The sequence below is a fragment of the Serratia sp. CY37869 genome (genome assembly GCF_052168895.1).
In the GTDB taxonomy this organism is placed as follows: Bacteria; Pseudomonadota; Gammaproteobacteria; order Enterobacterales; family Enterobacteriaceae; genus Serratia; species Serratia ureilytica.
Genome location: NZ_JBJNLU010000002.1, coordinates 879,321 through 893,099 on the forward strand (window position 1 = coordinate 879,321; position 13,779 = coordinate 893,099).

A 13,779-nucleotide genomic window follows, 5' to 3' on the forward strand; every position below is an offset into this window, starting at 1 on the left:
GTGTTGAATGGCGCTATTTCATCAAGGCTTCACTAAACGGGAGTTCAATGCCGAACTGTAACCAAGCGTGTCTCCACATTGTGTTGAGCTAAGGTTTAGTTATTCCCTACGGTGCGTGCTAATTTAGCTCCGCCGCCGCAATGGGCGGTCGATATTCACAAGCACAGGCAGGTCAATTTTGACAGGGTTTAAAGGACATAAACGCCGCTGGATACTCGCACTGGCGGTGATTGCGGCGATTGCCGCGGCGGCCGTTTGGCACTTCCGCCATCCGGCGCCGACCGATTTCAAAACGGTAAAGGTCACCAAGCGCGATCTGCAGCAGAACGTGTTGGCGACCGGCCAGCTGGACGCAGTGCGCAAGGTTGACGTCGGCGCGCAGGTCAGCGGGCAGTTGGAAAAGCTGTATGTCGAGATCGGCGACAAGGTGAAAAAAGGTCAGTTGCTGGGGGTTATCGATCCGCAACAGGCGCAGAACAGCATCCGTGAAGGCGAGGCGACGCTGCGCGAGCTGCATGCGCAGCTGCTGCAGGCGCAGGCGGAACAGCAGCTGGCGGCGGTTACGCTGCAGCGCAACCAGGCGCTGGCCAAACTGCAGGCGGTATCGCGTCAGGATCTGGATCAGGCGGCGACGCAGCTGGCGGTGAAGAAGGCGCAGGTAGGCACCATCAATGCGCAGATCGCCCGCAACCAGGCCAGCCTGGATACCGCCAAGATCAATTTGGCCTATACCCGCATCGAAGCGCCGATGGATGGCGACGTGGTGCAGATCACCACGCTGCAGGGCCAGACGGTGATCGCGGCGCAACAGGCGCCGAACATTCTGACGCTGGCGGATCTCGGCACCATGCTGGTGAAGGCGCAGGTCTCGGAGGCCGACGTCATTAACCTCAAGCCGGGTCAGAAGGCCTGGTTCACGGTGCTGGGCGATCCGACCCGGCGCTTCGACGGCGTGCTGAAAGACATTCAGCCGACGCCGGAAAAGGTCAACAACGCCATCTTCTATTACGCGCGTTTCGAAGTGCCCAACCCGGAAAGGCTGCTGCGCTTGCAAATGACGGCGCAGGTGCACATTCAACTGGCCGGCGTCCAGCAGGCGCTGGTGATCCCGCTGGCGGCGCTGGGCGATCAGATCGCCGACAATCGCTACCACGTTTCGGTGCTGAAACAGGGCAAGGAAGAGAAGCGTGAGGTGGCCATCGGCCTGCGCAACAATATCGATGTGCAGATCCTCAGCGGGCTCGAGGCGGGCGATGAGGTGATCGTCAGCCGCGGCGGCGTGGAGGCCGGCTGATGGCGGCGCTGTTGCAGCTGAACGGCATTCGCCGCAGCTACCGTTCCGGCGAGCAGACGGTGGAGGTGCTGAAGGGGATCAGTCTGAGCATCGACGCCGGTGAAATGGTGGCGATCATGGGGGCTTCCGGCTCCGGCAAATCGACGCTGATGAACATTCTCGGCTGCCTGGACAAGCCGAGCGCCGGCGTCTATCGGGTGGCCGGCCAGGACGTGGCGACGCTGAGCGACGATGCGCTGGCGCAGCTGCGGCGCGAGCATTTCGGCTTTATCTTTCAGCGTTATCATCTGCTGCCTCACCTGAGCGCGGCGCATAACGTCGAGGTGCCAGCGGTGTACGCCGGGCTGGGCAAAGCGGCGCGGCGCGAACGGGCGGAGGCGCTGTTGCGCCGTCTGGGGCTGGGGGAGCGCGTCAACTATCGGCCGAGCCAGCTTTCCGGCGGCCAGCAGCAGCGCGTCAGTATCGCCCGCGCGCTGATGAACGGCGGGCAGGTGATCCTGGCGGATGAGCCGACCGGCGCGCTCGACAGCCATTCCGGCGAAGAGGTGATGGCGATCCTCAAACAGTTGTGCGCCCAGGGCCACACGGTGATCCTGGTGACTCACGATCCGGCGGTGGCGCGTCAGGCTGAACGGATCATCGAGATCCGCGACGGCGAAATCATCGCCGACTCCCGTCCGGCGCCGTCGGAGGATGCCCAGGCCAAGCCGCTGACGCTGGCCGCCGCGGCGCCTTCCTGGCGGCAGATGGGCGGCCGCTTTCGCGAAGCGCTGGTCATGGCCTGGCGCGCGATGGCGGCCAACAAGATGCGCACCGCGCTGACCATGCTCGGCATCATTATCGGCATCGCCTCGGTGGTATCGATCCTGGTGATCGGTGACGCCGCCAAGCAGATGGTGCTGGCGGACATCAAATCGATCGGCACCAACACCGTCGATATCTACCCCGGCAAGGACTTCGGCGACGACGATCCGACCTACCGGCAATCGTTGAAATACGGCGATCTCGACGCGCTGCGCGAACAGCCGTACATCAGCGCGCTGTCGCCGAGCATCAGCAGCAGCATGCGGTTGCGGCTGGGTAACGTCGACGCGGCGGCCAACGTCAACGGCGTCAGCGAGCAGTTCTTCCGCGTGTACGGCATGAGCTTTACCCAGGGCGTCGGCATCGACCCGATGCAGGTGCAGTCACAGGCGCAGACGGTGGTGATCGACGCCAATACCCAACGGCGGCTGTTCCCGCACCAAAAAAACGTGGTGGGCGAGGTGATCCTGGTGGGCAACATGCCGGCGACGGTGGTCGGCGTGGCTAAAGAGAAGCAGTCGATGTTCGGCAGCAGCAAGACGCTGAACGTGTGGGTGCCGTACAGCACCATGGCCAACCGGCTGATGGGCAACAGCTATTTCGATTCGATCACCGTGCGCATCCGCGACGGCTACGACAGCAAGGAAGCGGAACAACAGCTGTCGCGTCTGCTGACGTTGCGCCACGGCAAAAAGGACTTCTTCACCTATAACATGGACAGCCTGGTGCAAACTGCGGAGAAAACTACTCGCACGCTGCAGCTGTTCCTGACGCTGGTGGCGGTGATTTCGCTGGTGGTGGGCGGCATCGGCGTGATGAACATCATGCTGGTGTCGGTGACCGAGCGCACGCGTGAGATCGGCATCCGCATGGCGGTGGGCGCGCGTTCCGGCGATGTGTTGCAGCAGTTTCTGATCGAGGCGGTCTTGGTCTGCCTGGTGGGGGGCGCGCTGGGGATTACGTTGTCGTTCGCTATCGGTTTGGCGGTGCAGCTGGTGTTGCCGGGTTGGCAGATCAGTTTCCCGCCGGCGGCGTTGCTGAGCGCGTTCCTCTGTTCCACCGGCATCGGCGTGGTGTTCGGCTATCTGCCGGCGCGCAATGCCGCGCGGCTGAATCCGATCGATGCGCTGGCGCGCGAGTAAGTCACAGGCATAAAAAATGCCAGTCACACGGCGGCTGGCATTTTTATCGCAGTCAGAGTCAGTGCAGCGCGACGCTGCCGGAAGCGTTTAGGACAGCGCCTCGCTTTCCACTGGCACAATAAGACTGGCATGGTTGCCTTTGGGCCCTTGATGCACGTCAAAGCTGACCTGCTGGCCCGCCTTCAACGTTCTGTAACCATCCATCTTGATTGTGGAATAATGCGCGAAAATATCTTCGCCGCCGCCGGCTGGGCAGATGAAGCCAAAACCTTTGGCGTTGTTAAACCATTTAACAGTACCCGTCTCCATGCTTTTACATCCCTCGCAACGCTATTTTAAGTGAGATGAATAACTGATTTCGCACTCGCCGTGGGCGAGTAGCAGGGTGGACAAGGGGTGGTTAAAAGACCACCAGCCACGAATTTACACTCTAGAGCAAATGATCGGGGCGTCAAGGGATCGGCTTTTGTCGGCGGGGAGCAGTTCACCAAAGTTTGAAGCAGGTAACGCTATTGCCACGATTCAGTCACAATTGGCCCGTTTTTTTGCGCACGTTACAGTGCGGCGGGACGATGCCGAAGATGATAAAATAGTAACTATCCCCACTTTGAATAACCGAAACCTGTCCCCATATCAGAGGGCAGAGCAGAGAAGATGAGCAGCGATGGGCAATAACAACGATTGGCTAAACTTTGAACACTTGGCCGAAGAAAAACAAATCGATGCGGTAAAACCGCCGTCTATGTATAAAGTTATACTTAACAACGACGATTACACACCGATGGAATTTGTGATTGACGTTCTGCAAAAGTTCTTTTCTTATGATATTGAACGCGCAACGCAACTGATGCTCACGGTCCACTATCAAGGCAAGGCGATCTGTGGTGTTTTTACCGCCGAGGTGGCGGAAACCAAAGTCGTCCATGTGAACCGGTACGCAAGGGAGAACGAGCATCCGTTGCTTTGTACGCTGGAAAAAGCCTGAATAAGGCAATCTATTGGGGAGGTGCTTATGCTCAATCAAGAACTGGAACTCAGTCTCAACATGGCTTTCGCCAGGGCGCGTGAGCACAGACACGAGTTTATGACCGTGGAGCACCTGTTGCTGGCGTTGCTGAGCAACCCTGCCGCGCGAGAAGCGCTTGAGGCATGTACGGTGGATCTGGCCGCGTTGCGCCAGGAGCTGGAAGCCTTCATCGAACAAACCACACCGACGCTGCCCGCCGGCGAAGAAGAGCGCGACACTCAGCCGACGCTCAGCTTCCAGCGCGTGCTGCAGCGCGCGGTCTTCCATGTGCAATCCTCCGGCCGCAGCGAAGTGTCCGGCGCCAACGTGTTGGTGGCTATTTTCAGCGAGCAGGAATCGCAGGCGGCCTATCTGCTGCGCAAGCACGACGTCAGCCGTCTCGACGTGGTGAACTTCATTTCACATGGCACGCGTAAAGACGAGCCGGGCCAAGCGCCGAATGCGGAAAACCCGGTGAACGAAGAGCAGTCCGGAGGGGAAGACCGTATGGAAAACTTCACCACCAACCTCAATCAGTTGGCCCGTGTGGGCGGCATCGATCCGCTGATCGGCCGCGATCGTGAGCTGGAGCGCGCGATTCAGGTGCTGTGCCGTCGTCGTAAAAACAACCCGCTGCTGGTCGGCGAATCCGGCGTGGGCAAGACCGCCATCGCCGAAGGCCTGGCCTGGCGTATCGTGCAGGGCGACGTGCCGGAAGTGATGGCGGACTGCACGCTGTATTCGCTGGATATCGGTTCACTGCTGGCCGGCACCAAATACCGCGGCGACTTCGAGAAACGCTTCAAGGCGCTGCTCAAGCAGCTGGAACAGGATCAGAACAGCATCCTGTTCATCGATGAAATTCACACCATCATCGGCGCCGGTGCGGCTTCCGGCGGGCAAGTGGATGCCGCCAACCTGATCAAACCGCTGCTGTCGAGCGGCAAGATCCGGGTGATCGGCTCGACCACCTACCAGGAGTTCAGCAACATCTTCGAAAAGGATCGCGCTCTGGCGCGCCGTTTCCAGAAGATCGATATCACCGAACCGACGGCGGAAGAGACCGTTCAGATCATCAACGGCCTGAAGACCAAGTATGAAGCGCACCACGACGTGCGTTATACCGCCAAGGCGATCCGCGCCGCGGTGGAGCTGTCGGTGAAATACATTAACGATCGCCATCTGCCGGACAAGGCGATCGACGTGATCGACGAGGCGGGCGCCCGCAGCCGGTTGATGCCGGCCAGCAAGCGCAAGAAAACCGTCAACGTGGCCGATATCGAATCCGTGGTGGCGCGTATCGCTCGCATCCCGGAGAAAACGGTGTCGGCCAGCGATCGCGACGTGCTGAGAAACCTGGGCGATCGCTTGAAGATGCTGGTATTCGGCCAGGATCAGGCGATCGAAGCGTTGACGGAAGCGATCAAGATGAGCCGCGCCGGTCTGGGCCACGAGCGCAAGCCGGTCGGCTCCTTCCTGTTCGCCGGGCCGACCGGGGTCGGGAAAACCGAGGTCACCGTACAGCTGGCCAAGGCGATGGATATCGAGCTGCTGCGTTTCGACATGTCCGAGTACATGGAGCGGCATACCGTCAGCCGTCTGATCGGCGCGCCTCCGGGCTACGTCGGTTACGATCAGGGCGGGCTGCTGACCGATGCGGTGATCAAGCATCCGCATGCGGTGGTGCTGCTCGATGAGATCGAGAAGGCGCACCCGGACGTGTTCAACCTGCTGCTGCAGGTGATGGACAACGGTACGCTGACCGACAACAACGGCCGCAAGGCGGACTTCCGCAATGTGATCCTGGTGATGACCACCAACGCCGGTGTGCGGGAAACCGAACGCAAGTCGATCGGCCTGGTGCAGCAGGACAACAGCACCGACGCGATGGAAGAGATCAAGAAGGTGTTTACGCCGGAATTCCGCAACCGTCTGGACAACATCATCTGGTTCAACCATCTGTCTACCGAGGTGATCCAGCAGGTGGTCGACAAGTTTATCGTCGAACTGCAGGCGCAGCTGGATGCGAAGGGCGTCTCGCTGGAAGTGAGCGACGAAGCGCGCGACTGGCTGTCGGTGAAGGGCTACGACCGTGCGATGGGCGCTCGTCCGATGGCGCGCGTCATGCAGGAAAACCTGAAGAAACCGTTGGCCAACGAATTGCTGTTCGGTTCGCTGGTGGACGGCGGTTCCGTGAAGGTCGAGCTGGACAAGGACAAGAAACAGCTGACTTACCACTTCCTCAGCGCCGCCAAGCGCAAGGCGGACGAGGGCGCGGTGCACTAAGGCTGCCTGCAGGCAAAGAAAAAGCGATGCTTCGGCATCGCTTTTTTTATGGGTGAGATTCACCGTACAACAGAAACGAGTGAGCCCTCTCAGTTTACCTGCGCACCTGCAACCCGTTGTTTAACGTCGCTGCGGGGGTAAACGGAAAGGGCTCCCGAGGGATTACATCCTCGATGCCGCCAGCGTGTGGCGCGCGGTGAGCCGATTAACGGCTACGGAAGACAATGCGGCCTTTGCTCAGGTCGTACGGGGTCAGCTCTACAGTGACTTTGTCGCCCGTCAGGATGCGGATATAGTTTTTACGCATTTTACCGGAGATGTGTGCGGTTACCACGTGCCCGTTTTCCAATTCAACGCGGAACATGGTGTTGGGCAGCGTATCAAGAACGGTGCCCTGCATTTCAATATTGTCTTCTTTGGCCATCGAATCCTCTAGGTCTAACTACCTTAGTTTTTAACCGGCAAGATAATGCCGAAAAACCCCCATTATGTAAAGATGTGTCGGTGAACATTGCACCGTTTCCATCAATTAGTTTACTGGATAGGGCGGTTCAACCGGCTGTGGGGATATGACTTGCGGCGCCCAGCACGCCGGTGCCAAAGGCCGCCGTTGAAGGGTGCTGAGCTGCTGCAAGAATTGACGGCGCGGAATTTCACGCGCGCCAAGGCGGGCAGTGTGAGCGTTCAGCACCTGGCAGTCAATCAATTCCCCGCCATAAGCGGCAAAATGGCGGCAAAAGGCCATCAATGCGCATTTTGAGGCGTTGGTGACGCGGCTGAACATCGATTCGCCGCAGAACAACGCGCCCTGCGCCACGCCGTACATGCCGCCAACCAGTTGATCATCCTGCCAGACCTCCACCGAGTGCGCGTAGCCGAGGCGATGCAGATGCTGATAGGCGCGCTGCACCTCCGGGCCGATCCAGGTGCCTTCATCCGGCCGGTGGGCGCAGGCGGCGATCACCGCGGCGAAGTCGTGATTGAGCGTGATGCGAAACGGATCGTGGCGCAGAAAGCGTTTCAGGCTGCGGTTAAGATGAAACTCGGCCGGGAACAGCACCGCACGCGGATCGGGCGACCACCACAGGATGGCCTCTCCCGGCGAATACCAGGGGAAGATGCCGCGCTCATAGGCCGCCAGCAGCCGCGGCGCCGTGAGGTCGCCGCCGATCGCCAGCAGGCCATTGGGATCGCGCAGGGCGCCCTCAGGCGAGGGAAACGCCAGCGACTGCGGGGAGAGTTTAACGATGCGCATACAGGGTCTCTGCGTCCTCTACGGGCCGATTAAGGCGCCAGGTTGCTGATACGGTTGCGAAAGCGGGCATAGCGGCCCTGCTGGCGCATCAGGGCCGCGTGATTGCCCTGTTCGACAATCCGGCCGTCGTCCATCACGCAAATGCGGTCGAGATGTTCCAGGCCGTACAGGCGGTGCGTCACCAGAATCAGCGTCTTGCCCTGACAATGCCGGCGCAGCAGCGCCAGGATCTGCTGCTCGGTTTCGGCGTCCAGCCCTTCGGTCGGTTCGTCAAGCAGCAGCAGCGGGGCCGGATGCAGCAGCGCGCGGGCGATGCCCAGCCGGCGCTGTTCGCCGCCGGACAGCTGCCGGCCGCCTTCGCCGAGCCAGGCGTTCAGTCCGCCGTCGCCGGCCAGCAATTTGCCGAGCCCCACCTGCTGCAGGACGTCACTCAAACGAGCGTCGTCGGCATCCGGTGCGGCCAGCCGCAGGTTTTCCCGCAGCGTATCGCTGAAGATATGCACTCGCTGGCTGACGACCGTGGTCATTCGGCGCAGCGTGGTTTCATCATAATCCTCCAGCGGTTCGCCGTTGAGCAGAATTTTGCCGCCGTCGGTGCGCCAGGCGCGGGTCAGCAGCTGCAGCAGGGTGGACTTGCCGCAGCCGGTGCGGCCGAGCAAGGCGATGTGTTCGCCGGCCGCCACCTCAAGCGTGACGTCGCGCAGCACCGGCTGCGGCTGATCGGGGTAGGTGAAACTCAGCTGCTGCAGGCTGAGCTGCGCCCGATCGGCAACGGCCGGGCCAGCGGCAGGGAAGGTGACTTCCGGTTGGCGATCGATGATCTGTTTGACCCGCGTGGCGGAGGCGATCACCTGACCGAGATGCTGGAAGGCGCCGGCCACCGGCATCAGCGCTTCGAACGACGCCAGCGCGGCGAAGACAAACAGCGCGATCAACGCGCCGGGTTGGGTATCGCCGCCGATGCCCGCGGCGGTCAGCCACAGCAGCAGCGTCACCGTCAGCCCGCTGGCGAGGATCATCAGCGCCTGCGCCTTGCCGCTCAGCGAGGCCTGCTGCCACTGGCGGCGTTGCCACCGCTGTTCGGTGGCGTTCAGCGTCTGGCGGAAGTCGTTGACGGCGCCGAACACCACCAGTTCCGCCTGCCCCTGCAGCCAGGCGGTCAGGTCGGTGCGGTATTGGCCGCGCAGCGCGGTGAGTTGGCCGCCGATCGGTTTGCCGGCGCGATAGAACACCGGCGGCACCAGCAGCAGCAACAGCAGCAGAATGCCGCCCAGCGTCAGGGCGAGCACAGGATCCAGCCAGCTCAGGCCGTAAGTGACGACCAGGATCACCACCGCCGCGCTGATCAGCGGCGAGATCACCCGCAGATAAAGATGATCCAGCGTGTCCACGTCCGCCACCAGGCGGTTGAGCAGGTCGGCCTGGCGGAAACGGGCGATGCCGCCCGGCGTCAGCGGCAGGATCTTGCTGAAGGTGAACACCCGCAGGTGCGACAGCACGCGGAAGGTGGCGTCGTGGCTGACCACGCGCTCGGCGTAGCGCCCGGCGGTGCGGAAGATCGCCGCGCCGCGCACGCCGGCGGCGGGCAGCATGTAGTTGAAGGTTAGCAGGCCCGCCAATCCGGCCAGCGAAGAGGCGGCCAGGAACCAGCCGGAGAGCGCCAGCAGGCCGATGCTGGCCAGCAGGGTGACGATCGCCAAAATGATGCCCAGGCTAATCAGCAGGCTATGGCGGCGATACAACGCCAAAAACGGCAGCAACACGCGCATGATTAAAGCTCCCCGCGGCGGTGGGCGATCAGAGTGGCGAACAGGCCCGGTTGGGCGCTGAGGGTGGCGTAATCGCCCTGTTGCACGATACGCCCGTTATCCATCACCCAAATCTGATCGTAGTCTTCGGTATCTTCCAGCTGATGCGTCACCAGCAGGGTGGTTTGTTGATGCGAAGCGGCATTCAACGCCTGCATCACCCGTTGTTCGCTATGGGCATCGAGGCTGGCGGCCGGTTCATCGAGCAGCAGCAAGCGGCGCGGGCCGATCAGCGCCCGGGCGACCGCCACGCGCTGCGCCTGGCCGACCGACAGGCGGGCGGCGTTATCGCCCACTTCGGTGTCGAGCCCCTGCGGCAGATACGGCAACAGCTCGCTGACGTAGGCGTGTTCCACCGCCTGCTGCAGCTGCGTTTCATCGGCCTGCGGGCAGCCCAGCAGGATATTGGCGCGCAAGGTTTGCGCCGGCAGGTGCGGGTTTTGCCCGACCCAGCTCAGCTGCTGCCTCCAGTTCTCTGCGGACAGGTCACGCAGTTCGATGCCGTTGACGGTCAACGATCCACGGTAGGGCAGGAAGCCGAGCAGCAGATTGAGCAGCGAACTTTTGCCGGCGCCGCTCAGCCCGACCAGCGCCACGCGCTGCTGCGGTTGCAGGGTGAAACTCAGCGGCCCGGCCAGCAACACGCCGTTCGGCGACAGAATTTCCAATTCGTTCGCCTGTAGCGTCAGCGATTGATCGGCGGGCAACTTCCGCGTGCCGTTGCCCATCTGCTCGCCTTCGGCGCTGAGGAAGGTTTCCAGCGCTTCCGCCGCGCCGACCGCCTGCGCCTTGGCGTGATAGAAGGTGCCGAGATCGCGCAGCGGTTGGAAGAACTCCGGCGCCAGAATCAGCACCAGAAAACCGGAAAACAGCGTTACGCCGAGGCCATAGCTGCCGAAGTTGAGTTCGCCGAGGTAAGAAAAGCCGAAATACACCGCCACTACGGCGATGGAGATCGACGCGAAGAACTCCAGCACGCCGGAGGAGAGGAAGGCCATGCGCAGCACTTCCATGGTGCGGCTGCGGAAGTCTTCGGAGGATTTGGCGATCTGCGCGGTTTCGGCCTGCGCGCGGTCGAATAGCCGCAGGGTGTCCAGGCCGCGCAGGCGGTCGAGGAAGTTACCGCTCAATCGCGCCAGCGCCACAAAGTTGCGGCGGTTGGCGTCGGCGGCCCCCATGCCCACCAGCGCCATAAACAGCGGGATGAGCGGCGCGGTCGCCAACAGAATCAAACCGGCGGCCCAGTTGATCGGGAAGACGGCGATCAAGATCAGCAGTGGGATAAACACCGCCAGATACATCTGCGGCAGATAGCGCGAGTAATAATCCTGCATATCCTCGATCTGCTCGACGATGATGCTGGCCCAACTGCCCGCCGGTTTGCCCTGGATCCAGGCCGGCCCGAGCTGCTGCAGCTTATCCAGCACCTGCCGGCGCATGCGCTGGCGGATCACCTGCCCACACAGAAAACCGACCCGTTCCCGCAGCCAGCTCAGCAGCGCCCGCAGCGCGAACGCGACGGCCAACCAGATAAACGAAGGGATCAGTTGCTCACGCGGGGTGTGTTCGATGATCAGGGCGTGCAGCAGGCTGGCCAGCAGCCACGCCTGCGCCACGATCAGCAGGCCGCTGAACAACCCCAACAGCATGGAAAGGCGCAGCCAACGCTGCGCTAACGAACTCTGGGTTTTAAGCCAACGGGTTAACTGTTGCTGTCTGGTTTTTTTCATCAGATATGCGTCTGCGTCGCCGGCGCCCGTTTGTTACGGGCTGGGTTAACGTACTGTTAAATAATAGTGTTTGGCGCAATCGGCGACAAACAAGCGAGGCCTCATGTTACCTCGTGACCCAGCAGACTGAAAAGAATAAAGCGGGCAAATATGGCTATAACAGATGGGAGAGAGAGATTGCTGAGCCCAGAAACAAAAAAAGCGGCTCGAGAGCCGCTTTTTGCCGATGATGAAAACGTCTTAGCAGACTTCTGCGCCGGCGATGCCGTCCAGATAACGCTCTGCGTCCAGCGCCGCCATGCAGCCGGTGCCGGCGGAGGTGATCGCCTGACGGTAGATGTGATCCATCACGTCGCCCGCGGCGAAGACGCCGGGGATAGTGGTTTGGGTCGCATTGCCGTGAATGCCGGACTGCACCTTGATGTAGCCGTTTTCCAGCTCCAGCTGACCGCCGAAGATGCCGGTGTTCGGGCTGTGGCCGATGGCGATGAACACGCCGGCCAGTTCCAGCTCACGGGTTTCGTTTTCCGCTTTGGTGCTGCGGATACGCACGCCGGTCACGCCCATTTCATCGCCCAGCACTTCGTCCAGCGTATGGTCGGTGTGCAGCACGATGTTGCCGCTCTTCACTTTTTCCATCAGCCGGTCGATCAGGATTTTCTCCGAACGGAAGCTGTCGCGACGGTGGATCAGGTGAACCTCGGCGGCGATGTTTGACAGGTACAGCGCTTCTTCAACGGCGGTATTGCCGCCGCCGACCACCGCGACTTTCTGGTTGCGGTAGAAGAAACCGTCGCAGGTTGCGCAGGCGGAAACGCCTTTGCCCTTGAACGCGTCTTCGGAAGGCAGGCCAAGATAGCGGGCGGAGGCGCCGGTCGCGATGATCAGCGCGTCGCAGCTGTATTCACCGCTGTCGCCGAACAGGCGGAACGGACGCTGCTGCAGATCGACGCTGTTGATGTGGTCGAAGACGATTTCAGTCTGGAACTTCTCCGCGTGCTCGCGCATGCGCTCCATCAACGCCGGGCCGGTCAGGCCTTCGGCGTCGCCGGGCCAGTTTTCCACTTCGGTGGTGGTGGTCAGCTGGCCGCCTTGTTCCAGACCGGTGATCAGCACCGGGTTCAGGTTGGCGCGCGCCGCGTAGACGGCGGCGGTGTAACCGGCCGGGCCGGAACCCAGAATCAGTAATTTGCTATGTTTAGCCGTGCCCATGAATAACCTCTTTATTCCACAATGGCGGACAATGAAGCCGATTGTAGGGAAAATGGCGCAGTAAAAAAAGCGCCGGGCGACGTTGTTAACGATTTGTATGATAGTTGTCGCCTATTAATGCATCCGTTGTCGGTAAATCGGTCGTCGAACGCAGAAATTTAACTTATCAAAGCCGCATTCGGCCAGCGAATCGCCAACCGTGCAAAAACGGCGCACTCTGCGGCTTCCGCCGCTCCCGACCGGGGTTTATCAGCCAGCGATTCATAATCAAAAATGGGATGCAGACTTTTCATGACGGTACGTTGTTCTGATTTTGCTTCTTTTACTTTGACAATCCGCTGCGCATTTGCGAAAACATCATAGGAAGAAGAAATTATCCCCGTAACACCAGCAAATCGTACGTATTTGCGCCGCAAGGCGACGATACGCAGCGGGAGTGCGGAGCAGGGCGCGCAAGCGTTTGCTGATTTTTTCTCGACCGAAACATCGTTGCCGGCGCTGCGCGGAGTTGGACAGACAGGCTGCGCGGCGTGGAATGATGGTAGTGAAGAAGCACATGACAGGCATCGGGTCTTCGCTTGGAACGAACCCTTACACATTGACGTTGGCTAGGGTGTGGCAAGTGCACGGAAGAAAATAAGAGAGACAATAATAATGGCAGACAACAAGAAACGCCCGGGTAAAGATCTTGACCGTATCGACCGCAACATCCTGAATGAGCTGCAGAAGGATGGGCGTATTTCGAACGTCGAGCTTTCGAAGCGCGTGGGGTTATCCCCGACACCATGTTTGGAACGCGTGCGCCGTCTCGAGCGCCAGGGTTTCATTCATGGCTATACCGCATTGCTGAACCCGCATTATCTGGATGCGTCCCTGCTGGTTTTCGTGGAGATCACGTTGAACCGCGGCGCGCCGGATGTGTTTGAGCAATTCAACTCGGCAGTGCAGAAGCTTGAAGAGATTCAGGAGTGTCATCTGGTTTCCGGCGATTTCGACTACCTGTTGAAAACCCGCGTACCGGACATGTCGGCTTACCGCAAATTGCTGGGCGAAACCTTGCTGCGTTTGCCGGGGGTTAACGACACCCGTACCTACGTAGTGATGGAAGAAGTGAAACAGAGTAACCGTCTGGTTATCAAAACACGGTAAGGTGCAGGTGCAAAACCTGATTAAATTGGTTACACTCCTGTTTATTCATACAGTTTCGGCGCCGGGGCAGTTTCTCGGCGCTGTTGCTATGTC

The 13,779-nt window shown here is 60.6% G+C and carries 12 protein-coding genes; 5 read left to right on the plus strand and 7 right to left on the minus strand.

Going from position 1 to position 13,779, the window contains the following annotated elements:
• Nucleotides 1–178: 178 nt before the first annotated feature.
• Both macA and macB read left to right on the plus strand, forming a co-directional pair.
• Nucleotides 179–1,294 carry a macrolide transporter subunit MacA gene (macA, locus tag ACJ8J1_RS14590; protein ID WP_033642548.1) on the plus strand — a complete coding sequence of 372 codons (1,116 nt, stop codon included), beginning with the start codon at nucleotides 179–181 and terminating at the stop codon, nucleotides 1,292–1,294.
• Nucleotides 1,294–3,240, plus strand: a complete 1,947-nt coding sequence (gene macB / locus ACJ8J1_RS14595) for a macrolide ABC transporter ATP-binding protein/permease MacB (RefSeq protein ID WP_033642549.1) — start codon at nucleotides 1,294–1,296, stop codon at nucleotides 3,238–3,240. Before macA ends, macB begins: the two co-directional genes overlap by 1 nt.
• 87 nt (nucleotides 3,241–3,327) lie before the next feature.
• Here the strand turns inward: macB and cspD are convergent, their stop codons facing one another.
• On the minus strand, nucleotides 3,328–3,549 hold the full coding sequence (cspD, locus tag ACJ8J1_RS14600; protein ID WP_004928349.1) for a cold shock-like protein CspD: 222 nt from the start codon (nucleotides 3,547–3,549) through the stop codon (nucleotides 3,328–3,330).
• Between the two features lie 355 nt (nucleotides 3,550–3,904).
• Between cspD and clpS the strand changes: the two genes are divergently transcribed.
• Both clpS and clpA read left to right on the plus strand, forming a co-directional pair.
• Nucleotides 3,905–4,225 (plus strand): ATP-dependent Clp protease adapter ClpS, encoded by a 321-nt coding sequence (clpS, locus tag ACJ8J1_RS14605; protein WP_004928347.1) that lies wholly within the window; start codon nucleotides 3,905–3,907, stop codon nucleotides 4,223–4,225.
• 27 nt (nucleotides 4,226–4,252) lie between these two features.
• The gene (gene clpA / locus ACJ8J1_RS14610; protein WP_025302261.1) at nucleotides 4,253–6,532 is read left to right on the plus strand and encodes an ATP-dependent Clp protease ATP-binding subunit ClpA; all 2,280 of its coding nucleotides are present in this window, start codon (nucleotides 4,253–4,255) and stop codon (nucleotides 6,530–6,532) included.
• Nucleotides 6,533–6,737: 205 nt separating this feature from the next.
• On the opposite strand, the gene infA is transcribed toward clpA, so the two are convergent.
• The 6 genes from infA to ACJ8J1_RS14640 form a co-directional block, all read right to left on the minus strand.
• A complete protein-coding gene (gene infA / locus ACJ8J1_RS14615) occupies nucleotides 6,738–6,956 on the minus strand; it encodes a translation initiation factor IF-1 (protein ID WP_002211347.1) in 219 nt (72 codons plus the stop codon).
• A gap of 105 nt (nucleotides 6,957–7,061) precedes the next feature.
• Nucleotides 7,062–7,787 carry a leucyl/phenylalanyl-tRNA--protein transferase gene (gene aat / locus ACJ8J1_RS14620; protein WP_033642550.1) on the minus strand — a complete coding sequence of 242 codons (726 nt, stop codon included), beginning with the start codon at nucleotides 7,785–7,787 and terminating at the stop codon, nucleotides 7,062–7,064.
• A 29-nt stretch (nucleotides 7,788–7,816) separates the two neighbouring features.
• Entirely contained in the window at nucleotides 7,817–9,556 is a 1,740-nt protein-coding gene (gene cydC / locus ACJ8J1_RS14625; RefSeq protein WP_033642551.1) for a heme ABC transporter ATP-binding protein/permease CydC, read from the minus strand.
• 2 nt (nucleotides 9,557–9,558) lie between these two features.
• On the minus strand, nucleotides 9,559–11,325 hold the full coding sequence (cydD, locus tag ACJ8J1_RS14630) for a heme ABC transporter permease/ATP-binding protein CydD (RefSeq protein ID WP_033642552.1): 1,767 nt from the start codon (nucleotides 11,323–11,325) through the stop codon (nucleotides 9,559–9,561).
• Nucleotides 11,326–11,565: 240 nt separating this feature from the next.
• Nucleotides 11,566–12,537, minus strand: a complete 972-nt coding sequence (trxB, locus tag ACJ8J1_RS14635; RefSeq protein WP_019454557.1) for a thioredoxin-disulfide reductase — start codon at nucleotides 12,535–12,537, stop codon at nucleotides 11,566–11,568.
• 158 nt (nucleotides 12,538–12,695) lie between these two features.
• Complete coding sequence (locus ACJ8J1_RS14640) at nucleotides 12,696–13,136, minus strand: hypothetical protein (RefSeq protein WP_129993320.1); 441 nt, start codon at nucleotides 13,134–13,136, stop codon at nucleotides 12,696–12,698.
• A 55-nt stretch (nucleotides 13,137–13,191) separates the two neighbouring features.
• Between ACJ8J1_RS14640 and lrp the strand changes: the two genes are divergently transcribed.
• Nucleotides 13,192–13,686: a leucine-responsive transcriptional regulator Lrp gene (gene lrp, locus ACJ8J1_RS14645; protein ID WP_004928318.1), complete on the plus strand. Its 495-nt coding sequence runs from the start codon at nucleotides 13,192–13,194 to the stop codon at nucleotides 13,684–13,686.
• Nucleotides 13,687–13,779 lie beyond the last annotated feature (93 nt).

Coding starts and splice junctions, on each gene's coding strand:
- macB (WP_033642549.1), top strand. CDS start 1,294: ATGGCGGCGCTGTTGCAGCTGAACGGCATTCGCCGCAGCTACCGTTCC.
- cspD (WP_004928349.1), bottom strand. CDS start 3,549: ATGGAGACGGGTACTGTTAAATGGTTTAACAACGCCAAAGGTTTTGGC.
- clpS (WP_004928347.1), top strand. CDS start 3,905: ATGGGCAATAACAACGATTGGCTAAACTTTGAACACTTGGCCGAAGAA.
- clpA (WP_025302261.1), top strand. CDS start 4,253: ATGCTCAATCAAGAACTGGAACTCAGTCTCAACATGGCTTTCGCCAGG.
- infA (WP_002211347.1), bottom strand. CDS start 6,956: ATGGCCAAAGAAGACAATATTGAAATGCAGGGCACCGTTCTTGATACG.
- aat (WP_033642550.1), bottom strand. CDS start 7,787: ATGCGCATCGTTAAACTCTCCCCGCAGTCGCTGGCGTTTCCCTCGCCT.
- cydC (WP_033642551.1), bottom strand. CDS start 9,556: ATGCGCGTGTTGCTGCCGTTTTTGGCGTTGTATCGCCGCCATAGCCTG.
- cydD (WP_033642552.1), bottom strand. CDS start 11,325: ATGAAAAAAACCAGACAGCAACAGTTAACCCGTTGGCTTAAAACCCAG.
- trxB (WP_019454557.1), bottom strand. CDS start 12,537: ATGGGCACGGCTAAACATAGCAAATTACTGATTCTGGGTTCCGGCCCG.
- ACJ8J1_RS14640 (WP_129993320.1), bottom strand. CDS start 13,136: ATGTGTAAGGGTTCGTTCCAAGCGAAGACCCGATGCCTGTCATGTGCT.
- lrp (WP_004928318.1), top strand. CDS start 13,192: ATGGCAGACAACAAGAAACGCCCGGGTAAAGATCTTGACCGTATCGAC.